General features: G+C 68.1%; 19 protein-coding genes. 7 read left to right on the forward strand and 12 right to left on the reverse strand.

Annotation, left to right across the window (positions count from 1 at the left end; all coding sequences use genetic code 11):
- Positions 1 to 211: 211 nt before the first annotated feature.
- From GKO32_RS17615 to GKO32_RS17625, 3 genes are read right to left on the reverse strand one after another with little or no spacing between them, the layout of a single operon-like run.
- The gene (locus tag GKO32_RS17615) at positions 212 to 1,207 is read right to left on the reverse strand and encodes an ABC transporter substrate-binding protein (RefSeq protein WP_154757977.1); all 996 of its coding nucleotides are present in this window, start codon (positions 1,205 to 1,207) and stop codon (positions 212 to 214) included.
- A complete protein-coding gene (locus GKO32_RS17620; protein WP_154757978.1) occupies positions 1,194 to 1,898 on the reverse strand; it encodes an ABC transporter ATP-binding protein in 705 nt (234 codons plus the stop codon). The genes GKO32_RS17615 and GKO32_RS17620 overlap by 14 nt, the downstream gene beginning before the upstream one ends.
- Positions 1,889 to 2,686: an ABC transporter permease gene (locus tag GKO32_RS17625; RefSeq protein ID WP_312868025.1), complete on the reverse strand. Its 798-nt coding sequence runs from the start codon at positions 2,684 to 2,686 to the stop codon at positions 1,889 to 1,891. Before GKO32_RS17625 ends, GKO32_RS17620 begins: the two co-directional genes overlap by 10 nt.
- Positions 2,687 to 2,812: 126 nt before the next feature.
- Between GKO32_RS17625 and GKO32_RS17630 the strand changes: the two genes are divergently transcribed.
- Positions 2,813 to 3,235 carry an MmcQ/YjbR family DNA-binding protein gene (locus tag GKO32_RS17630; RefSeq protein ID WP_154757979.1) on the forward strand — a complete coding sequence of 141 codons (423 nt, stop codon included), beginning with the start codon at positions 2,813 to 2,815 and terminating at the stop codon, positions 3,233 to 3,235.
- Positions 3,236 to 3,239: 4 nt separating this feature from the next.
- Here the strand turns inward: GKO32_RS17630 and GKO32_RS17635 are convergent, their stop codons facing one another.
- The gene (locus GKO32_RS17635) at positions 3,240 to 4,082 is read right to left on the reverse strand and encodes a sigma-70 family RNA polymerase sigma factor (RefSeq protein ID WP_154757980.1); all 843 of its coding nucleotides are present in this window, start codon (positions 4,080 to 4,082) and stop codon (positions 3,240 to 3,242) included.
- A 55-nt stretch (positions 4,083 to 4,137) separates the two neighbouring features.
- Entirely contained in the window at positions 4,138 to 4,365 is a 228-nt protein-coding gene (locus GKO32_RS17640) for a hypothetical protein (protein ID WP_154757981.1), read from the reverse strand.
- Between the two features lie 501 nt (positions 4,366 to 4,866).
- Here GKO32_RS17640 and GKO32_RS17645 point away from each other — a divergent pair.
- Both GKO32_RS17645 and GKO32_RS17650 read left to right on the forward strand, forming a co-directional pair.
- Positions 4,867 to 5,994 carry a tryptophan dimethylallyltransferase family protein gene (locus tag GKO32_RS17645; RefSeq protein ID WP_312868026.1) on the forward strand — a complete coding sequence of 376 codons (1,128 nt, stop codon included), beginning with the start codon at positions 4,867 to 4,869 and terminating at the stop codon, positions 5,992 to 5,994.
- A gap of 18 nt (positions 5,995 to 6,012) precedes the next feature.
- Positions 6,013 to 7,389 (forward strand): tryptophanase, encoded by a 1,377-nt coding sequence (locus GKO32_RS17650; protein WP_154757982.1) that lies wholly within the window; start codon positions 6,013 to 6,015, stop codon positions 7,387 to 7,389.
- Positions 7,390 to 7,514: 125 nt separating this feature from the next.
- Here GKO32_RS17650 and GKO32_RS17655 read toward each other — a convergent pair whose 3' ends face one another.
- Genes GKO32_RS17655 through GKO32_RS17670 form a run of 4 tightly spaced genes read right to left on the reverse strand, consistent with a single transcriptional unit; the run spans position 7,515 to position 11,216 of the window.
- A complete protein-coding gene (locus GKO32_RS17655; RefSeq protein WP_154757983.1) occupies positions 7,515 to 8,123 on the reverse strand; it encodes a GTP-binding protein in 609 nt (202 codons plus the stop codon).
- The gene (locus tag GKO32_RS17660; protein WP_154757984.1) at positions 8,104 to 8,466 is read right to left on the reverse strand and encodes a DUF742 domain-containing protein; all 363 of its coding nucleotides are present in this window, start codon (positions 8,464 to 8,466) and stop codon (positions 8,104 to 8,106) included. The genes GKO32_RS17655 and GKO32_RS17660 overlap by 20 nt, the downstream gene beginning before the upstream one ends.
- Complete coding sequence (locus tag GKO32_RS17665) at positions 8,466 to 8,891, reverse strand: roadblock/LC7 domain-containing protein (protein WP_154757985.1); 426 nt, start codon at positions 8,889 to 8,891, stop codon at positions 8,466 to 8,468. Before GKO32_RS17665 ends, GKO32_RS17660 begins: the two co-directional genes overlap by 1 nt.
- 24 nt (positions 8,892 to 8,915) lie before the next feature.
- Complete coding sequence (locus tag GKO32_RS17670) at positions 8,916 to 11,216, reverse strand: sensor histidine kinase (RefSeq protein ID WP_246243986.1); 2,301 nt, start codon at positions 11,214 to 11,216, stop codon at positions 8,916 to 8,918.
- Positions 11,217 to 11,744: 528 nt separating this feature from the next.
- On the opposite strand from GKO32_RS17670, the gene GKO32_RS17675 reads away from it, so the two are divergent.
- From GKO32_RS17675 to GKO32_RS17685, 3 genes are all read left to right on the forward strand, one after another.
- Positions 11,745 to 12,356 (forward strand): PASTA domain-containing protein, encoded by a 612-nt coding sequence (locus GKO32_RS17675; RefSeq protein WP_154757986.1) that lies wholly within the window; start codon positions 11,745 to 11,747, stop codon positions 12,354 to 12,356.
- Between the two features lie 108 nt (positions 12,357 to 12,464).
- A complete protein-coding gene (locus GKO32_RS17680; RefSeq protein ID WP_154757987.1) occupies positions 12,465 to 13,643 on the forward strand; it encodes a cytochrome P450 in 1,179 nt (392 codons plus the stop codon).
- Between the two features lie 50 nt (positions 13,644 to 13,693).
- The gene (locus GKO32_RS17685; protein ID WP_154757988.1) at positions 13,694 to 17,392 is read left to right on the forward strand and encodes a hydantoinase B/oxoprolinase family protein; all 3,699 of its coding nucleotides are present in this window, start codon (positions 13,694 to 13,696) and stop codon (positions 17,390 to 17,392) included.
- Here GKO32_RS17685 and GKO32_RS17690 read toward each other — a convergent pair.
- On the reverse strand, positions 17,374 to 19,692 hold the full coding sequence (locus GKO32_RS17690) for a hypothetical protein (protein ID WP_154757989.1): 2,319 nt from the start codon (positions 19,690 to 19,692) through the stop codon (positions 17,374 to 17,376). The genes GKO32_RS17685 and GKO32_RS17690 overlap by 19 nt on opposite strands.
- A gap of 115 nt (positions 19,693 to 19,807) precedes the next feature.
- Positions 19,808 to 20,809: a glucose-6-phosphate dehydrogenase (coenzyme-F420) gene (gene fgd, locus GKO32_RS17695; protein ID WP_154757990.1), complete on the reverse strand. Its 1,002-nt coding sequence runs from the start codon at positions 20,807 to 20,809 to the stop codon at positions 19,808 to 19,810.
- Between the two features lie 104 nt (positions 20,810 to 20,913).
- Here fgd and GKO32_RS17700 point away from each other — a divergent pair, with 104 nt between their 5' ends.
- The gene (locus GKO32_RS17700) at positions 20,914 to 21,372 is read left to right on the forward strand and encodes an SRPBCC family protein (protein ID WP_154757991.1); all 459 of its coding nucleotides are present in this window, start codon (positions 20,914 to 20,916) and stop codon (positions 21,370 to 21,372) included.
- Between the two features lie 24 nt (positions 21,373 to 21,396).
- On the opposite strand, the gene GKO32_RS17705 is transcribed toward GKO32_RS17700, so the two are convergent.
- Positions 21,397 to 21,957 carry a TetR/AcrR family transcriptional regulator gene (locus tag GKO32_RS17705; RefSeq protein ID WP_312868028.1) on the reverse strand — a complete coding sequence of 187 codons (561 nt, stop codon included), beginning with the start codon at positions 21,955 to 21,957 and terminating at the stop codon, positions 21,397 to 21,399.
- Positions 21,958 to 21,976: the final 19 nt, after the last annotated feature.

A 21,976-nucleotide genomic window follows, 5' to 3' on the forward strand; every position in this document is an offset into this window, starting at 1 on the left:
GGGGTGGTTCACGGGGCCGGGAGGCTGGGTGCGCAGCCGGGCGCGGTGGTTCGCCGAGCCGAGAAAGTTGGGCGGGCACGCGCGGGCGTGTGTTCGCCCGAGCCGAGAGAGTTGAGCGGGGCGCGTGGGTTCGCCGGGCCGGGAAAGGCCGCGGGCACGCACCGGCGTGCGCGTGAGCCGGTGGGCGGGGCGCCGAGGCGGAGAGCGTGACCTAGCCGCGGACTGAGGCCAGGTCCTGGGCGTACCGGGGGTCGACGAACTTTGCGAAGTTCACTTTGCCCGGCAGTACCTTGTCGTCGGTGAACGCATCGGCCAGTTCCTGTTCGGATCGGCTCACCGTGTCGTCCAGTGCGACCGGTAGGTCTGGACCTTTCCCCGCCGCGGCACGGGTCACCGCCGGGGGCAGGCCGGTGTCTGCCGACCACGCCTGTGCCCACTGGTCCCGATGCGTGTCCGACCAGCGTTCGGCCTTGGCGATACGCACCACGTAGTCACGGATCGCCGCGTTCTTGCCCGCGTCGGACAGTGCGTCGTGCCCGGCTACCTGGAACGAGTAACCGTTGGCGGTCCCGGTGCCGTCCGCGAGTACCTTCGCTCCGGCTTCGAGTTCCGCCTGTGACGTGTAAGGGTCCCACACCGCCCAGGCGTCGATCCGGTGCTGGGCGAACGCACCGTACGCGTCCGCCGGTTGCAGGAACGACAGCTTTACGTCCTTTGTGGACAGACCAGCTTTGCGCAGGGTCAGCAGGATCTGCCCGTGCGCCGAACTGCCCTTCGCAACCCCGATTGTCTTGCCCTGCAGGTCTTTCACAGTTTTCAACGGCGAGCCGTCCGGCACGAGTACCACGTCGCTCACCACGTTTCCCTTGGCAGCACTGATAATCGACACGTTCGCGTTCGCCGCGGCCGAGAAGATCGGCGGCGTGTTGCCCACCCCGCCGATGTCGATCGCACCGGCCGATGCCGCCTCCAGCAACGGCGGGCCCGACGTGAAAGTGGACCACTCGATCTTGTACGGCACATCCGAAAGCAGCCCAGCGGCCTTGAGCAGCGCCTGCGAATTCCCTTTCTGGTCACCGACTTTCAAGGTCACCTTCGCCAGGTCGGCCGCGCTGACCGGCGGCGGCACGGCAGGCGTGCCGGTCGAGGTGCCGCACGAGGCAAGCCCGAGCAGGGCCACGGCCGCGATCGCCTTACGCAGTCGCATGTTCGGTCACTCCCAAATCGGCGAGCACCTTGGCCCGCACGTCGAGATGATCCACCGGCCGGCGCGGCCGGGGGCGGTCGAGCACATGCTCGGCGCGGATCCGGCCGTCGGCCAGCACCAGAATCCGGTCGGCGAGCAGCAGCGCCTCGTCGACGTCATGCGTCACCAGCAACACCCCGGGCCGGTGCCGTCGCCACAGGTTTTCGACGAGCGCGTGCATCGCCAGCCGCGTCAGTGCGTCCAATGCCCCGAACGGCTCGTCCAGCAACAACAAATCCGGCTCACGAACAAGTGCGCGAGCCAGCGAAACCCGTTGTGCTTCACCACCGGAGAGCGTGCGCGGCCAGGCATCGGCGTGCTCGCCCAGCCGGACCTCGGCGAGGGCGCGTTCGGCCAGCGCGCGGTCACGCCCCCGGCCGGGCAGACCGAGCACGACATTGCGCCACACCGGGCGCCACGGCAGCAGCCTCGGTTGCTGGAACGCGATCGAAACCGCGCCGGGCACATCCACCTCACCGGCCTCCGCGGGTTCGAGCCCGGCCAGTATCCGCAACAACGTCGACTTGCCCGAGCCGCTGCGGCCGAGCAGTGCGACGAACTCCCCCGCGGCGAGCTCTATGTCTACTTCGGACAGTACGGCGCGCTCGCCGAATCGCTTGGCCAGCCCGCGTACCTTCACGCTCAGCGCCATCGCAGTGCCCTTCGCTCCAGCAGGCGCACGATCGCGTCGGTCACCAGGCCCAGCACGGCGTAGACGACCAGGCCGACGACAATGACATCGGTGCGCAGGAAATCGCGCGCATTGTTGATGAGGTAACCGAGCCCGGCGTCGGCGTTCACCGTCTCGCCGACGATCAACGCGAGCCACGCCACGCCGAGCGACTGCCGCAACCCGACGAGCGCCTGCGGGACGGCGCCGGGCAATACGACGTGTGCGAGCCGTTCGCGGCGCGTGTACCCGAGCGCGACCGAGGCCTCCAGCAGGTCCGGGTCGATCGCGCGGATACCGGAAAAGATGTTGAGATACAAGGGAAACAGCACACCGAGAGCCACGAGCAAGATCTTGGGCGCCTCGCCGATGCCGAACCACAGGATGAACAACGGGATCAGGCCGAGGAACGGCAGCGTGCGCAGCATCTGCACCGGCGGGTCGATCAGCGCGCCGCCCCAGCCGGACAATCCCGCGATGATCCCGAGTACGAGTGCGGCGGCCGCGCCGATCGCGAACCCGGCCGCGACGCGGCCGATCGACACCACGAACGCCGAGCCCAGTTCACCGGACCGCGCGGTCTCCACGCCGGCCTGCACCACCGTCCACGGTGAGCTGAGTTTGTCAGGCGGCAGCAGCCCCGTCGAGCCGGCCACCTGCCACAACACCAGCAATATCAATGGACTGAACCACCGGCGCAGGTCCGGCACACGCCGGCGGCGCGGCGGCGCATCGGCACGCGCGACAACGCCGGTTGCGCTGAGGGACACGATCTCTCCTTCGAACGGCTTCGCGGCTGATGCAACCGTGCCCGGCCTCTCGCGGTCAATGTGTCCCGGATCGTGGAAGAGTCCGGTTAGGACTTGACGAGGTTGTCCATCCCTTATCCTGAACGGATGGTGGACGACGACCGGCCGGCTCGGGAAGAGGACGTGCACGAGCTCGCGCTCGCGATGCCCCATGTCACCATCGAACGGTTGCACGGCGACAATCCCGTGTACCAGGTCGGCCGCAAATCGTTCGTGTTCTTCCGCAATCCGCGCCCGGACGCGGTCGATCCCGAGACCGGCGAGCGCTACCGGGACGTGATCGTCTTCTGGGTTCCCTCCGAGGCCGACAAACTCGCGCTGGTGCAGGACGAGCATTCCCCGTTCTTCACCACTCCACATTTCGACGGGCACCTGTCGGTGCTGTTGCGGGCCAGCCGGGTCGGCGAACTGTCCCGCCGCGAGCTGGCCGAGGTGGTGCAGGACGCGTGGCTGTGCCGCGCCTCGCCCCGCCGGGCCGCCGACTGGCTGGCCGCGCACCCCGCCGGGTGACCGGTCACTCGTCCAATGGCGCGAGTTCGAGCGCGGCGATGCGGTCCGGGTCGTCGATGATGTCCAGCGCCAAGACCCGCCCGTCGGCAATCGTGAACAGCGCCACCGAAATGGCCTCTCCTCCGTCGTCGTAGGCGATCGCGGCCGGGGTGTCCCCCGCGAGCACCGGCTGGGCGAGTGCGGCGATGCGCGCGAACGCGCGAGCGCCGCCGGCCACCGCGTCGGCACCGCGCACGATCGTCTTCCCGGTGTGGATGACGACATCGGGATCGAGCACCGCCACGAGCGCGTCGAGATCACCGCCCCGTGCCGCGGCGAGGAACGCCTCGACGACCGTCCGCCGCGGTTCGCGTTCCGGGACGGGTGCACCCCGCACGCGGCGGCGCGCGCGGCTGGCCAGCTGACGCGCGGCGGCGGAAGACCGGCCGAGGATCCCGGCGATTTCGTCGAAGGGCACCGCGAACAGATCGTGCAACACGAACGCGAGCCGTTCCGCGGGATCGAGCGTCTCCAGCACGACGAGCAGCGCCAAGCCGACCGAGTCGGCCAGCAGCGCCTCCTCCTCGGGCGCCTGCCGCGGGTCGGGCGGCTCGGACAGCTCGCCCAGCGGCTCCTCACGATGCGCCTTGCGGGCGCGCAGGATGTTCAGGCAGATGCGGCTGACGATCGTGGTCAGCCAGCCGCCCAGGTTGTGCACCCCGGCGCCGCCGTCGCGGTCGACCCGCAGCCATGCCTCCTGCACCGCGTCGTCGGCCTCGCTGACCGAGCCGAGCATGCGGTAGGCCACCGCGCGCAGGTGTGGGCGGTGCTCCTCGAAACGTGCCGCCAGGAACTCTCGCTCATCCATCGGTCCCCTCCTTCACCACGTGGACACCGCGGCGACGGCCGATGTGACAGAGTCCCTATGCGGTGACCTCGATGATGCTCTCCTTGCGGATGAGCCGGGGCTCGACGTCGTCGGATGCACCGTCGGGCTGGACGGGCACCCAGACCTCCATCGTGTACCGGTCGAAGATGGGTTCGCCGGCGACCGTGCCGTGGCAGCACGGCCGCGGGCCGTCGCCGGACCGACCCCGAACCCGATAGGTGACTCGCGCGCCGGCACTCAGCCCTGTGTTCTGGTGGTCCACCTGGCCCCCTCGACTGCTACGACTGCAAGTACTCGACGGTAATCAGCATCGGGAGAAATCCCCATCCCGTAGCCGGGTGAATTCGAGAAACGGTGGCTACCTGGCGCTACCACCGGTGGAGAGTCCACATGCGCAGCCGGCACGGTTCACCGAGCGCTGCACCCCCGCGAAGTGGCCCGTTGTCCACTATGGACGGATGAGCCTGCGATGTCCACAATAGACAGTACATAGTAGACATGATCAGTGGACGGTCGCGTCCGGACGCGACATAGCGCCCATACGAGCGCCAGGGGGCATCGTATCGCGCACACGCCAACGTTGCCGTGTAAGGGAAATGTGAGCGGGATCTCGACCGGACTCACAGCGTTACCACCTGTGCACAGTGGATCACCCGCTCAGCGTAATGCCGTTTTCCCGGTTCTGCGTTACGTTATTGGACGGTCTGTAAACAACTTCCCGAAGTTGCAGGGATTTCGCATTCGCCTGTCCGCCGGAGCCACCGTGACCCTCGCCGACGAAACGTTGTTCAACCATGCCCGAAACCAACTGCGGGGCCTCTGCGAGGTAGCCGGCTTCGCACCAGGAGACGAAACCCCATCGGTGTTGCTGCGGGAACTCCTCGGCCCGGCCGGCGCACGTACACTGTCGGACGGGCCGGGCTGGCGCTGCGACGTCGCGGATGACCAGACGCCGGTGGAGTTCTCGATCGCCTTCGACGACGACGGCCGCCGTGCCATCCGGGTGCTGGGCGAGGCCGGCGGGGAAAAACCCGGCCACAGCGACGATATCGCCGCGGGAAAGCGCTTCCTGAACGCGCTGAGTAAGCGCTTTCACATCCCGATCGAGCGGTTCGACGCGGTGTCGGACCTGTTCCTTCCCCCGCGGGCGGAAGGAACGTTCGCGGTGTGGTTCTCGCTGATCTTCCGGCCGGGCGCGCCGCCGAAGCTCAAGGCGTACTTCAACCCGCAGGTACGCGGCGATGACCAGGCACAAGACCTCGTACTGGAAGGGTTCCGCCGGCTTGGCCTGGATCACGCGTACGACACCATCGCCCGGCACGCACTGCTGCGCGGTGCCCTCGACCGGTTGTCGTTCTTCGCCGTCGACCTCGACGACAGCCCGCTGTCCCGGGTGAAGCTGTACGTTTCCCACCACGACGCGGTCTGCGCGGACGCCGAACGCGCCGCCGCGGCGGTCAATGGCGCGGATCCGTTGCGGATACGCGAGTTCTGCCAGGCCATCGGCGGCGAAACCACCACGTTCCGTGGCAGGCCACTGGTGTCAAGCTACTCGTTCGTGAGCGCCGACCCGTCCGGGCCCGGTACCTACAGTCTCTATCTGCCTGTCCGTGACTACGTGCCCGACGACGAGGTGGCACGCGAGCGGGTGGCCGGATTCTTCGCCAGGCAAGGCCTTCCGGCGCGCACCCTCGACCGGGCGATCGACGCGGTCACCAGCCGGCCACTGCATGCGGGTGTCGGCCTGCTCGCCCACGTTTCCCTGCGACTCGGTCCGTTCGGGTCCGGTACCACGGTCTATCTGTCATCCGAGGCCTATCACGTCGCCGCGCCGCGGCGGCCGGCCGATACGGTCTGCACTGGCGTGGCCGACTCTGCGATCACGCCGTGAGCACGAAAGAGGGGCAGCATGAAATCCTTTCCGCCGTACCGGATCCAGGTCGTCAAGGAAATCCCGATCACCACACGCGCCGAGCGTGCGGAAGCGCTTTCCGCCGCTGCCTACAACATGTTCGACGTGCCGGCGGCCAAGGTGACCATCGACCTGCTGACCGACTCGGGCACCGGCGCGGTGTCCGCCGCGCAGGAGGCCGCCGCGGCGGCTGCGGACCGTTCGTACGCCGGATCCGATTCGTACTACCGGTTCCGCCAGGTCGTCGACGAGCTGACGTCCTACCCGCATGTGTTCCCGGTGCATCAGGGGCGCGCCGCAGAGCGGGTGCTGTTCTCGACCGTGCTGCGGGCAGGCCAGATTTCGTTGTCCAACACGCATTTCGACACCACCCGCGCCAACGTCGAACTGCTGGGCTGCGAGGCGCGGGACCTGCCGTGTGCCGAAGCGCGGGACCTCGACAGCGCGGAACCGTTCAAGGGCAACATCGATCTCGACACGCTGGAGGCCACCCTGAGCGGCCCTGACGGGCAGCGGGTCGGCCAGGTCCTGATCACCATCACCAACAACGGCGGCGGCGGGCAGCCGGTGTCAATGGCGAACCTCCACGCCGTGCGCGAACTGTGCCAGCGGTACCAGGTTCCGTTCTTCCTCGACGCCGCACGCTTCGCCGAAAACGCCTGGCTGGTTACCGAACGCGAGCCGGGGTACCGCCACCTGAGCCCGCGCGAGGTCGCGCAGCAGGCCTTCGCGCTGGCCGATGGCTGCGTGGCGAGCCTCAAGAAGGACGGCATCTCGCCGATGGGCGCGTTCATCGGGCTGCGGGATCCGGATCTCGCGAAACGCAGCGAGGTCAACCTGATCGCCACCGAGGGTTTCAGGACCTACGGCGGGATGGCCAGTCACGACCTGGAGCGGGTCGCCCAGGGCCTGCGCGAGGTGCTCGAACCGGACTACCTTCGGTCCCGCGCCGCGGAAACCGCACACCTGGCGCAACTGGTCAACGCGGCCGGCGTCGACATCGTGCAGCCGGCCGGGATCCACGCGCTCTACCTCAACGCGGGGCGGCTGCTGCCCCACATCCCGCCGAGCGGTTTCCCCGGACATGCACTGGCCTGCCAGCTGTATCTCGAAGGCGGAATCCGCTGTGCGGAACTGGGATCGTTGTACCTGGGCACGTTCGATGCCGAGCACAACCTGCTGCAGCCGGCGCCGTTCGAGCTCGTCCGGCTCGCGATCCCGCGCCGCACGTACACCCTGGCGCACCTGGAGTACGTGGCGGACGTGCTCGCAGACATCGCGAAGAACCCGGAGCGCGTGCCGTCGTACCGCGTGGTCCACGCACCCCCGCTGCTGCGCCACTTCAACCTGAAGCTGGCACAGATCCCGGCCTGACGTTCAACTCGCGGGTCGGCAACGTTCAACTCGCGGGTCGGCAACGCTCAACTCGCGCGCCTGCAACGTTCAACTCGCGCGCCCGCAACGTTCAACTCGCGGGTCGGCAACGTTCAACTCGCGGGTTAGGCGCCGGCTGTGGTTACCAGTTCGGCGGGTTCTGGGGGGAGGCGGTCCATGGCGTAGCGGACCAGGCGGATGAGGGCGAGCTTGCTCGACTCACGCTGACGGGCGTCGAAGAACATCACCGGCACGCTCGGCGAAAGGGCGAGCGCCCTGCGGATTTCCTGTTCCTCGTAGCGGTCCGCGTCATCGAAGATGTTGACCGCCACGATGAACGGGATCTTGCGCCGCTCGAAGAAGTCGATCGCCGCGAAGCTCGAGTTGAGCCGCCGCGTGTCGACAAGGACCACGGTGCCGATCGCGCCGCGGGCGAGCTCGTCCCACATGAACCAGAACCGGTCCTGCCCCGGCGTGCCGAACAGGTACAGCACCGTCTGCGGGGAAATCGTGATGCGCCCGAAGTCCAGCGCGACGGTGGTCGTGGTCTTGCGCTCGACGCCGGTGATGTCGTCGATCCCGTCGCTCGCCTGCGTCATCACCTCTTCGGTGGACAGCGGCACGATCTCGCTCACGGACGCGACCATGGTGGTCTTGCCCGCGCCGAATCCGCCCGCGACGACGATCTTGACCGGCGTGGGGATCACGCCGTCACTAGAGGTTGTTGAGTCCATGCAGCACCGCCTGAAGTAGTTGCCGATCCGGAGCCTTCGCCGACTGCGACGGCGAACGCACGATGACGTCGCCTCGCTCGACGAGGTCGGTGCACAGCACGCGCACCACCGCGAGCGGCACCTTGACGTACGCGGCGACCTCGGCGACGGACAGCGGACGCTGGCACAGCTCGAGAATCGCCTGGTGTTCCGGGGTGAGCCCGACCGGGTCCTGCCTGCCGCGGATGGCCATCACCTGAGTGGCGACGTCCATCGCGGCTTCCGTCGGAATGCGGCCACGGGTGATCGCATACGGCCGGACCAGTGGGCCGGCCGCTTCGTCATACCACTCCTGGTCCGCCATCAGCCGCGCTCCGGACCAGACCTCACGGCTTCCCGTGGCGCCGCGGTCATGTAGTCGCCGACGCGCTTGACGAGCCGGTTCATCTCGTACGCGATCATCTCGACGTCGACGCTGCCCTCGGCGAGGATCGCGAGGCAGGCACCGGCCCCGGCGGCGGACACGAACAGGTACCCCTCGGCCATTTCGATGAGGGTCTGCAGCACCGGACCACGGGAGAAGTGCCTGCTCGCGCCCTTCGCGAGGCTCTGCAGGCTCGACGCTATCGCCGACAGCTGATCGGAATCGTCCTTGGAGAGGCTGGCCGACTTGCCCATCAGCAGACCGTCCGCGGAAAGCACGACGGCGTGCTGGGCACCGACGACACGGTCGACCATGTCGTCGAGCAACCAGTTCAGCTCGACCTTGGAACCATCTTTCTCGTTCATTGCTGAGTCCGAATTCCCTCTCACTCAGTGGTTTCCAGGGCGGTGCCTGCCCGGTTCGTCCGCGTCCCGTCCCCGGCGGGTCCCGCGGTGGAACGCCGAGATCGTGCCGAGGGTGCGCGGGGCGTATTCGTCGAAGTCGGGTGCCTCGTAGTCGGGGTCGTCGCGCAGCTGGGCGACGAGGTTCTCCTGCGGTTCGCGTTGTGGCAGCGGCGGTCGCTCCCGGCGTACCGGCACTTCGGGTTCCTGTTCCGGCATCATCGTCATGGTACGAGCCGGTTCGCGTTGCGGCGCCTCCGGCGCGGGCGCGGAACGTCGTGGCTCGGGTGACGGCGGTTCGCGTCGCACCAGTTCCGTGGGTTCGTCGACCGTGTCCTCGTAGACGGCGGGCTGCGCCGCGCTACGGAACTCGGGCTCGGCACTGTCGGCCACCTCGTCTCCCGTCGCCAGCAATTCGGTCGGGATGAGCACAGTAGCGCGTGTGCCGCCATAACGGGACGTGTCGAACATGACTTTGATGCCCAGGCGCGAAGCGAGGCGCGCGACCACGAACAACCCGAGGCTGGCGTCCGCTTTCAGTGCCATCGCGTCGAATTCGGGTGGTTCGGCCATCATCCGATTGGCCCATTCGCGGACCTCGTCGGTCATTCCGAGTCCCTGGTCGGCGATGTCCACGACGACACCGCGCGCGACCCGGGTACTGGTCAGGTGCACCTGCGAAGCGGGCGGGGAGAACGACGTCGCGTTGTCCACGAGCTCGGCGACGAGGTGGATCGCGTCGGCGACCGCGGAACCGGTGATCGCCACCTGCGGCACGTTCTCCACCTCGACGCGGGCGAAGTGCTCGGTCTCCGACACCGCGGCGCGCAGCATGTCCATCAGCCACACCGGTTTGCGCCAGCGGCGGCCCGGCTGCTTGCCGCCGAGGATGATCAGGTTCTCGGTGGTGCGGCGGGCACGGGTGGCGAGGTGGTCGAGCTGGAACAGACCCTTGAGCTGACTGGGGTTGTCCTCCTGCGATTCCATCTGGTCGAGGATCTGCAGCTGCCGGTGCACCAGTCCCTGGTTGCGGTGTGCGATGCCGAGGAACACGTTGTTCACACCACTGCGGGCCTTCGCCTCGCTGGCCGCGGCGTTGACCGCGGTCAGCTGCGCCATGTTGAACGCCTCGGCCACCTGCCCGATCTCGTCCCGGCCGTGGTCCAGCCGGGGCAGCTCGGCGCTCATGTCGACGGTCTCGCCGACCTTGAGCCGTTCCACGATGCTGGGCAGGCGAACCTGGGCCAGTGCCAGTGAATCGTCGCGCAGCCGGGCGAGGCGGGTCACCAGGGTCCGGTCGACCAGGGTGCGCGAAACCCGGACCGCGACGTAGATCGACGCGATGGCCGCGAGCAGCGCGGCGATACTGCCGATGATCGCGTTGCGCAGGCTCGCGTTCCCGTCGGAAAGCGCTTGCGAGGACGCCTTGTCGGCCTGGTCGGCGGTGACCCGGATGAGCGAGTCGGAGACCTGGCCGGTCAGCTGGCGCCAGTCGCTGTCGCGCACGGCGAGACCGCCGACGTTCTGCCGGAACGTGCCGGGGCCGTGGTTGATGATCGCGTCCTCGTCGGCCTGCAGCCGCGCCCACGGGTCGCTGGTGATCAACTGCTGGTAGCGCTGGGCGGTGCCAGGGCGCAGGAACGGCGCGACCTTCGCGAGCGTTTCGCGATAGGACCCGACGAGTTGCGAGAACGCGAGGTGGTCGGCGGGCGCGAGGGTGCCGGTGGCGAACGCGCTGGAAATCAGGGACGCGGCGCGCGACATCTGGTCCGAGGCCCGGAAGACCTCGGTGGCGTCGATACCGCCCTGGGTGGCGGTCACGTCGGGCACGATGCGCGCCTGCGCGGCGAAAAGATCGGAGGAGGTGTCGAGCAGGTGGTTGTAGAAATCGTTGACCTGCTGTTTGGTCGCGGTGCGCAAATCGACCTGTGCGCGGATCACCTGCAGCTGGTCCAGTGTCGCTTCGAGATTGTGCATCCGGTCCACGAGCTCGTCGGGCGCGAGACTTGCGGCCGAATCCAGCGCCGAGCGCAGGTTCGCCAGATTCGGATCGATCGATTGCTGCTGGTTCTGCAGATCCTGCAACGTGGCCGAATTGCCTTCGAGGTAGACCAGGCTCAGTTGCCGTTCCTGTTGCAGCGCGCCGAGTGCGGTGACCGCGGGGATCGACACCTCCTGCACGGTCGAGGCAACGGTGCGCACATAGATGGCCTGCGCGACGAAGTACGCCGAACCGCCGATCCACATCACCAGCAGCGTGATACTGGGAATCAGAACAGTTCCCGTCAAGCGCTTTCTGATCGACTTGTTGCGTTCATTGCCCGACTGCTCTTTTGTGCTCTTCACGACGCTCCACGGGAGGTAGGAACCGCTTCCGGCGAACCCACTACGGGAAGGTAGTGAACCACCCTTGTCAAGCCGGTTGCCGACAAGGAAAAGGGTGATTCAGCGGCTGGCGCGGGATATTCCCGTTGCCGGGAGCGCGCTCTGTGCCACACGGGGAACCACCGACCATCCGGACCATCCGACTGTCATCTTGTTGGCGGAGATCATTGCGCACGGTGGCGGGCGATCGATCTCCACCCCCCAATTCGGTTACATAAGCCCACTCCAGCGTGTTGCCACGTCAGCGGGCGGACCATTGGCCGCCGGAGCATGCCCGGCAGCGGAGGAGATCGGCCGATCGCTTGGCGGAGGAGGAAAGCGCTTTCCGGGAAAGCCATTCCGATGCGGGTGAACACAATTCAAACGCCTGACCGACGAAGTCGCGTCACGGCGAATCTGGACGACCGGCTCCTGTCAGGGTAGCCTGACAGCATGAGTGAGGACCCGTGGCTGGAGGCACAACAGGCATGGCGCCGCCTCGCGGGCATCCGCGGGACGGCAGCCGACGGCGAGGGCGCCCTGTCGGCGCTGTCGGATCTGGGACTGGTGCGCCGACTGGTCGACCAGGCCGAGTTCGAGGCGGTACGCACGGCCCGTACCCATGGCAAATCGTGGTCGGAGATCGCGGTCCGGCTGGGGGTGGCCCGGCAGTCCGCGTGGGAACGCTGGCGCGACGTCGACGAGCCGCAGGAGCAGGCGCTCGCCGTGGCGACGAAGGATCCCGCGGGACGGCGGCGGCGCGGGAAACAGCTGGTACCGAACGTCATCGGGATGACAAAGGAGGTCGCCACCAGCGTGCTGGCCGAGCACGACCTGGTGCTGGTGGTGCCGAACCAGCCCGCGTATTCCGAAGGCGGGCCGGAGCGAGTGATCGTCGACCAGAGTCCCGAGGCGGGCGCGAAAGTGCCGGCCGGCACCCCGGTCACCGTGTGGCTTTCGAATGGTGGCGGCGGTTCCGGCGTGCGTGAACCACGGCGGCCGAAACCGGATCCCAAGACGGGCCGCAAGATGCGAGATGAATTGACGGATGAAACCGTGAACTGAACGTTGAATAGGGCCATCCGGGTGACTCCGCCTACCAGCGGTTACTGCCGCTGCGTCTGGTTGAGTGAAATTCCCTCACCATCGATTCGATGTGTTTAGTATCACGCCATGACTAGCACGGCCCCTCGCACGGCACGGTCGACGGTGGACCCTTTCGCCGCGGAGGTGGCAGCGGATCCGTACCCGTATTACCGCGAGCTCCGGAATTCCGGACCGGTGGTGTATCTCGAAAAACATGACGTCTATGCCCTTACCCGGTATGCCGATGTCCGGGCGGCGCTGCGCGACTGGGAAACGTTCACCTCGGCCAAGGGGACGGCATTCAACCCGGTGATGAACCAGCAAGTGCGCGGCCTGGTCCTCACCGCGGAACCGCCCGAGCACGGGGCGCTGCGAGGCGCACTGCTGGAACGGCTGAAGCCCTCGTCGGTGCACGGTTACGCGAACTGGTTCGAGCAAAAAGCCGCCGAAATGGTCACTCCACTCGTCGAACGAGGCACCTTCGACGCGGTGAACGAACTGGCGCAGCCGTTTCTGGCGACCATACTCACCGAGCTGATCGGTTTTCCGCACGAGCTCACGGACAAGTTCGTAGCCGGTAGCACGGCGGCGTTCCTCGCCATGGGCCCGATGAACGAACGCACGGACAACGCACTCGCCGTCATCCAGGACGTGATGTCGACGATCGCCGGGATCACCCGCGCGGACCTCGCGCCGGGCAGCATGGGCGAGTCGCTTTATCGCGCGGCCGAGCGTGGCGAAATTCCGGATGAATACGTCGGAAACCTGCTGTTCGACTACGTGGGCCCGGCCTTCGACACCACGACCCACGCGATCGGCAACCTCATCTGGGCACTGGCGCGAAATCCCGGCCAGCTCACCATCCTGCGTGCGGAACCGGCACTCATTCCGCGCGCGGTCGACGAAATTCTCCGGTACCAGCCGCCCATCCAGATCTGGGGCCGGTTCTGCCGCAAGGACACCGAGTTCGGCGACATGACCGTGCCCGGCGGGTCGCGGGTGGCGATCGTGCTGGGCTCGGCGAACCGCGACGAGCGGCACTACTCCGATCCGGACATCTTTGACGTGCGGCGCACCGCCCGAGACCATCTGGGCCTCGGGTACGGCATGCACCGCTGCACCGGAGCTTCGTTGGCACACCTGGAAATCGAGGCCGTACTGCGGGCGCTGCTGGAGCGCATGGACCGGATCGAGCTCGGCAAGTCACGGCGGCTGCTCAACCACACCGTCCGGGGTTTCGATCGCCTGGAGGTCCGAGCCGGCTGACACCTCGGGGTAGCGTGCCAGGAGAGGGCGCGGACCGAGGAGGACTTCACATGGCCGGCTGGCAGTTCTGGGTCGACCGGGGTGGCACGTTCACCGATATCGTGGCGCGCCGCCCGGACGGCGGGCTCATGTCCCACAAGCTGCTGTCGGAAAACCCGGCGCGCTACCGGGACGCGGCGGTGGCCGGTATCCGCGAACTGCTCGAGGTGGACGAGCGCGACGCGATGCCGGCGGAGCGGATCGAAGCGGTGCGGATGGGCACGACGGTGGCCACGAACGCGCTGCTCGAACGCAAGGGCGAGCGCACGCTTCTGTTGATCACCAAGGGATTCCGCGACGCGCTGCGCATCGCGTACCAGAACCGGCCGCGGATCTTCGACCGGCACATCGTGCTGCCGGACCTGCTCTACGACCGGGTCATCGAGGTGGACGAACGGCTGGCCGCCGACGGGAAAACGCTGCGGTCACTGGATCTTGCGCAAGCCGAAGCCGGCATGCGCCGCGCGTACGAGGACGGCATCCGCGCGATCGCGATCGTGCTCATGCACAGCCATCTCCACCCCGCGCACGAGCAACGGCTCGGCGAACTCGCCCGCGAAATCGGCTTCCCGCAGATCTCGGTGTCGAGCGAAGTCAGCCCGCTGATGAAACTCGTGCCCCGTGGTGACACGACGGTGCTCGACGCCTACCTTTCGCCGGTGCTGCGCCGCTATGTCGATCAGGTCGCGGGCGAACTGTCCGGGGTGCGGCTGGAGTTCATGCAGTCCAACGGAGGTCTCGCGGAGGCAGGGCATTTCCGTGGCAAGGACGCGATCCTGTCCGGCCCGGCGGGCGGGATCGTCGGCATGGTGCGGATGTCCGAGCTCGCCGGATACGACCGCGTGATCGGGTTCGACATGGGCGGCACCTCCACCGACGTGTCGCACTACGCCGGTGAGTACGAGCGCGTGTTCATGGCGCAGGTGGCCGGCGTCCGGTTGCGCGCGCCGATGCTGGACATCCACACGGTGGCCGCGGGTGGCGGCTCGATCCTGCACTTCGACGGCAGCCGTTACCGGGTCGGCCCGGATTCCGCCGGGGCGAGTCCGGGCCCGGCGTGTTACCGGGGCGGGGGCCCGCTGACGGTGACCGACGCGAACGTGATGCTCGGCCGGATCCAGCCCGCCCACTTCCCCGCGGTGTTCGGGCCCGCGGGTGACCAGCCACTCGACGCGGACGTTGTGCGGCGTGAATTCACCGAGCTGGCAAGGGAAATCCACGAGCAGACCGGTGACGATCGCACGCCGGAACAGGTCGCCGAGGGCTTCCTGCGAATAGCGGTGGCGAACATGGCGAACGCGGTCAAGAAGATTTCTGTCCAAAAAGGACATGACGTGACCCGGTACGTGCTCACCACGTTCGGTGGTGCCGGTGGTCAGCACGCGTGCGCGGTGGCGGACTCCCTGGGCATCCCGACGGTTCTGGTGCCGCCGATGGCCGGTGTGCTGTCCGCGCTGGGGATCGGCCTCGCCGACGCCACGTCGATGCGCCAGCAGTCGGTGATCACCCGCCTCGAACCCGGTACGCTCGGCACGCTGGACGAGATCTCGGACCGGCTGACCGAGCAGACGCGCGGCGAGCTGCTCGACGAAGGTGTTGATGCGCAACAAATCCGCATCACCCGCCGGGCGCAGCTGCGCTACGACGGCACCGACACCGTGGTCCCGGTGACACTGTCCAGTGTGGACGACATGGTGGCGGAGTTCGAGGCGGCGTACCGGAAGACGTACTCGTTCCTGATGGACCGGCCGCTCATCGTCGAGGCCATCGCCGTCGAGGCGACCGGGCTGACCGAGCCGCCCGACCTGTCCCCCCTCGGCGAGCACGAAGGCGAGCCCGGTCCGGTGGACACCGTGCGCCTGCACAGCGGCGGCGAATGGCACGAAGCCCCGCTGTACCAACGGGAACGCCTGCGGCAGGCGGAGACGGTGACCGGTCCGGCGATCATCGCCGAGGCCAACTCCACCACGCTCGTCGACGAGGGCTGGCAGGCGAAACTCGACGACGACGGGCACTTGATCCTCGACCGGGTCGCGGCGCCGGCCGAAGCCGGTGCCGGCACCGAAACAGACCCGGTGCTGCTGGAGATCTTCAACAACCTGTACATGTCGATCGCCGAGCAGATGGGCACCCGGCTGGAGGCGACCTCGCAGTCGGTGAACATCCGTGAGCGGCTCGACTTCTCGTGTGCGCTGTTCGATCCGGACGGCAACCTCGTCGCCAACGCGCCGCATATCCCGGTGCACCTCGGGTCGATGGGCGCCGGGGTCAAGGAGGTCGTGCGCCGCCGTGCCGGTGCGCTGAAACGCGGCGACGTCTACGCCGTCAACGACCCGTACCACGGCGGCACGCACCTGCCCGACGTCACGGTGATCACCCCGGTTTTTTCCCGTAACAGCGAAACTGTGCCATTCGTTACCAATCCGACGGCAGCCACGGCGGAAATGGGTGTCGACGAGCAGCCCGGCTGCGGACCGTATCCGCCTCCTTTCGGTCGGATTAGTAACAGCGAAAAGGTCCTGTTCTACGTCGCCTCCCGTGGGCACCACGCGGAAATCGGCGGGATCACCCCGGGTTCGATGCCCGCCGCCAGCGGGAATCTCGACGAGGAGGGCGTGCTGTTCGACAACTGGCTGCTCGCCGAGAACGGCCGGTTCCTCGAAGCCGAGACACGGGAGTTGTTGCTGGGAGCGCCGCATCCCTCGCGCGACCCGGACACGAACCTGGCGGATCTGCGGGCCCAGGTGTCGGCGAACGCCAAGGGCGTCGAAGAGGTCGGCAAGATGATCGGCCTGTTCGGACTGGACGTCGTGCAGGCCTACATGCGGCACGTGCAGGACAACGCGGAAGCGGCGGTCCGGCGGGTCATCGACACACTGCAGGACGGCGAGTACCGGTACGAAATGGACTCCGGCGCGGTGATCAAGGTGCAGGTCACCGTGGACCATGAGCGTCGTAGGGCCACAGTGGACTTCACCGGCACGTCACCGCAGCTGGCGACGAACTTCAACGCACCGTCCTCGGTGGCGACGGCGGCGGTGCTGTACGTGTTCCGCACGCTGGTGGCCGACGAGATCCCGCTCAACGACGGCTGCCTGCGGCCGTTGGACATCGTCATCCCGCCGCGTTCGATGCTGTCGCCGGAGTATCCGGCCGCGGTCGTCGCGGGGAACGTCGAGACTTCCCAGGCCATCACGGGCGCGTTGTTCGCTGCGCTCGGTGTGCAGGCCGAAGGCTCGGGCACGATGAACAACGTGACGTTCGGCAACGAGCGGTACCAGTACTACGAAACGCTGGGCTCCGGTTCCGGCGCCGGCGACGGGTTCGCCGGCGCTTCAGTGGTCCAGACCCATATGACCAACTCACGGCTGACCGATCCGGAGGTCCTCGAATGGCGCTTTCCCGTGCTGCTCAAGGAGTTCTCGGTTCGTGCGGGGAGCGGCGGGCGCGGCCGCTGGCCCGGCGGTGACGGCGGAGTCCGGCGTCTGGAGTTCCGCGAACCGATGACCGCGAGCACGTTGTCCGGGCACCGGCGCATCCCGCCGTACGGGCTGGCCGGCGGGCAGCCGGGAGCCTTGGGGCACAACAGGGTGCGCCGGGCGGACGGCACGGTCGCCGAACTCGGCGGCTGCGATTCCGTTGAGCTGCGGCCAGGCGACGTGCTGGAGATCGAGACGCCGGGCGGCGGGGGTTACGGCACGCCGGTCTGACCATCAGCGCACAGGCGCTTGGCGACCTGATCGACCTCGTCCCAGACCCGGCCGTCGGTCCAGTAACCGGAATGCCCGCCCGCGGCCGGCGCCGGGTCGCCGTAGATGTACCAGGCGGTGCGCGGATCACGCAGTCGCGTGTCGTGCACCGTATCCCCGGCGACGCTGACGGCGGCACCGATCGGATCGGTGGGGTACCAGAAGTTCCGCCACTCGGTCACACAGGACTGGTTGGCACCGCTGGAAAAGACGTGCGCCAAGGCCGCCGGGTTGAACCAGCCGGGGAATGCCCAGGAATACAGCCAGGTGTCCGGGTTGCCGAAGGTGACCAGTGCGATCTTCCCGTGCAGCGCGCGGCAGCCGCGCGGCAGCAGGGCGACCGTGGACAGGATGGCGCCCTGGCTGTGCCCGACGAGCACCACCCGGGTGCCGTGGTCGTTCAGCCGCCAGATCCGGCGCTGTAGATCGGGCACGGCGCGCTCGGCGTAACACGGCGGCGCGAACGGGTGGAACGAACGCGGCCAGAACGTGCCGACGTCCCACAGCACCCCGATCAGTCTGCGCCTCGCGGGATCGCGCCATCCGTTGCGCAGCAACCACATCACGCCCAGCAGCACCGCGTCCCCGGCGAACACCGTGACCTTGCCCAGTGCCCCGTTCGGGCTGAACCACGCGTCGGGCACCGGCGGCTGGGCGATGATGGTCCAGACAACAGCGGCGAGCTGGAACCCCACGATCAGCCACAGCAACGCCGGGACCGCCGAGCGGAGCTCACCGAAGCGGTAGAGCCAGGTGAGCCTGCGCCGCCAGGGCTGCTCACGTTCCGCGGTGACATACCATTCCTTGTCCGGACCATCACGATCGACGGGTTGCTGTGCGCGATAGCCGGCGAAATCCGTTTCGGCGTCACGAGGATCGCGCATGAAGAACGTCGCGCGGATCGCCTGCGTGAGCACCCACACCAGCAACCCGGCGAACAGTGTGAGCGTCAGCAACGGACCGGCCCAGCCGATCGGGATCGGTACATTGAGGACAGTCGGCGCGGGCGCCGCGTCCGCGTGCAGCCCGCCGAGTGCGTGGCCGAACGTGAACAACAGCCCCAGCAGCAAGGCATTCAGCAGCCCGATCGCGAGCAGCATGACCACCACGGGGCCCGGCCCGCCACGGTTCTTCGCCGGCAACCCGGTGAGGATCATCAGCAGGACACAAGCCCCGAGCGCGGCATACGTGGCGGCGACGATCGTGTCCAGGCCGGGCAACGAACCCGCGGCACGACTCACTTCCGGTTGGTGTAAAGCGAAAACGGTGGCACAGACCACCGCGACCGGGGCGAGCAAGCGGTTGAACACCCGCAGCACCACCGAACCGGGGTCCACAGCGCCGAGCCACCGGTCGGCCGCGACGACCACGACCGACACCGCGAGCGCGAGGCCACCCCCGAGCACCGCCACCCACCACCAGCCGAGCCCGCGTGGCGCCTGCGCGGACGCGGCCCGTGCCGTCACGGCGAACACGACGGCGAGAAACCCGCCCGCCGCACTGAGATGCGCCCACGTCATCCGGCGCACCGCGAGCGCGGAATTCCAGAACTCGCGATCGGTCAACCGGGTGTCCGCGGCCGACCTGCGTGATTTCGTCGAACCGGCGTCCACTCGCCACGGTGGTTCCACCGACTCGTAACGCCGCTGGGTCAGCACGGCGAGACCGATCAGCACGAGAATCGCGAGCACGACCGTCGCGTACCCGATCACGAGCGGCCGCTCGCCGTGTCCGGCGACCCACGTCCACGACAGCGGCCACAACCAGAACTGGCCGTGCGCGAGGCCCGCCCGCGGCGCCTGGTAGGTGATCAAGTTGGGCCCGAGCATGATCGCGACCAGCACGGTGTTCACCGTCAGCGCCAGGCAGGCGAGGTTCGTCACGACCCGGTGGCAGGCGTAGCGGGCGCCCGACGGCTCGCCCCGGTACATCCAGCCGGCCAGGTTCGCCAGCAGGAACGGCAGCAGCAACAACCACAGCACCCGGGTGCCGGACCGCGACGTCATCCCGCCCCACGCGTAGCCCTCGACCTGGCGTGGGGCGCCGTCGCCGTCCGGCTTGAGGTCCGCGGTGCGGTAGAAGCCCGCCACCCGGTCGCCGCCGACCTGCTGCGGCGCGAGATCACGCAGCAGCGCGGCCGGCGTGCTCCCACCGACACCATGCACCCGCAGCTCGGTGACACCGGCGTCCAGGACCGGCGCCGGCGGCACCGCACCGGCCGGGCGCGGCCCTTCGGGGATGCCGTACTGGGGAACGGCCACACGATCACCTCGATTCGTCCGGCCGTCATCTCACCGCAAGGCCGCGCCGGCCCGCCATGCGCTGTGCCGATTGTTACCAATCCGACCGGCAGTCACGGCGATCCGCGGCCGGTCCTCAGCTCGCGCGGAGCCGGGGCACCACGTCCTCGGCGAGCTGGGTGAGGAACCGTTCCTGGTCGTGGCCGGGGCCGTGGAAGACCAGGTGGTTCAGGCCCGCGTCGAGGTAGGGCTTGATCTGCGCGACCGCGTCGTCCGGGTCCGAAGCCACGATCCAGCGCTTCGCGATCTGCTCGACCGGCAGCTCGTCCGCGAGACGCTCCATCTCCTCGGCCGAGTTCACCGAGTGCTTCTGCTCCGCACTCAGCGAAAGCGGCGCCCAGAACCGGGTGTTCTCCAGCGCCGCGGTGTGATCGCGGTCGTAGGACATCTTGATCTCGATCATCCGGTCGAGCCCGGCCGCGTCCCGTTCGGCCTGCTGGGCGCCCTCGTCGACGGCGGGCATGAGCTTCTCGGTGTAGAGATCCATGCCCTTGCCGGAAGTGCAGATCACGCCGTCACCCGCGCGGCCGGCGTAGCGCGCGACCACCGGGCCGCCCGCCGCGATGTACACCGGAACCGGCACGTCCGGCCGGTCGTAGATCTGGGCGCCCTTGAGCGTGTAGTACTCGCCGTCGAAATCGACGCTGTCCTCTGTCCACAGTGCACGCATCAGCCGCACGGATTCACGCAGCCGCGCGAAACGTTCCTTGAACTCCGGCCATTCCATACCGGACACCGCGATCTCGTTGAGTGCCTCGCCAGTGCCGGCGCCGAGGATGATCCGGTTGTCGTAGAGCAGCGCCATGGTGGCGAACGTCTGGGCCATCACGGCCGGGTTGTAGCGGAAGGTCGGGGTGGTGACGCTGGTGCCGATCTGGACCCGGCGGGTACGCTCGCCGACCGCGGCCATCCAGGTCAGCGCGGACGGCGCGTGCCCGCCCTTGTGCCGCCACGGCAGGAAGTGGTCCGAGACCCAGACACTGTCCAGGCCCAGCTCTTCGGCCCGGACCGCGTACTCCACGAGGTCCCGGGGCCCGAACTGCTCCGCCGACGCCTTGTAGCCAATCTTCACAGTCATGCCGCCATCCTCTCTCACACGGCCCGCGTGACGCCGGGTGTGGCGGCGAGTGTCACGCGTGCGGCAACGGGCCGTAGCCGGCTGGATGACGTAGCGTTGCCTTCATGTACTCGATGGAGCTCTCCGGCCACGTGAGCGCGCCACGCGCGGCGGTGTACCGGGCGCTGCTCGACCCGGCCGCCGTGGCGAAGTGGCGTGCGCCCGCCGGGATGACCGCGCACGTCCACGAATTCGAGCCACGAGAAGGCGGCCGGTTCCGGGTCTCGCTCACCTACGAGGCGCCGGATCGCACCGGGAAATCGAACGCGCGCACCGATACCTACCACGGCCATTTCGCGAAACTCGTGCCCGGCGAGCAGGTCGTCGAGGTACTCGCGTTCGAGACCACGGATCCCGCGCTGCAGGGCGCCATGACGATGACGACCACGCTCGTCGAAACCCCCGGCGGCACCGAGGTCCACCTCAGCCACGACGGCATCCCCGACGCGATTCCCGCCGCCGACAACGAAACGGGCACCCGGATGGCACTGGAGAACCTGGCGAAGCTCGTCGAGGGGCGCTGACCCGGCTCGGTCCCCGACCCGATCTCAGTCCTCGGCGTCGACGTCCTCGCCGAGCGCCGCGGTGACCCAGGGATGGACCGTCTTTTCCAGCTGTGCCGGGGAAATCTCCTTGAGCGCGTCGAGCTCGAGGAAATGCCGCGCGATCGTCAGCCCGAGAATGCTGCTGACAGTCAGCGCCGCCCGCAGGTCGGCGTCCTCGCCACCACTGGCCCGCGCGAGGTTCGTGACCCGCTCGTTGAGAAACTCGCGCATCGCCTCCTTCGCTTCGGGCGCGGTGAGCATCGACCGCACGAGCGCGCGGGTTTCGGGCGGGAGGCCGCCAAGCCGGACACCGACGACGTCGAAAAGGTGTCCGGCGACGTCGCCATCCGTGCTTTCGCGGTGAAGCTCGGCCGCGATCGCGAACAGGTCGCGCTTCGAGCCGTAGTGCTGGATGACGAGCGAAGGATCGACCCCGGCCCGCTGCGCGATCGCGCGGATCGTCGCGCCCTCGAGCCCGTGTTCGCCAAATTCCAGCTGGGCGGCCTCGAGGATCCGCTGCGCGCTGGCGGCGCGCTTCGCCGCGCGCGTCCTGGGTTCCTCCACGCGCTCACTCTACATGTGT

It is taken from the genome of Amycolatopsis pithecellobii (genome assembly GCF_009707865.1).
Lineage (GTDB): Bacteria > Actinomycetota > Actinomycetes > Mycobacteriales > Pseudonocardiaceae > Amycolatopsis_E > Amycolatopsis_E pithecellobii.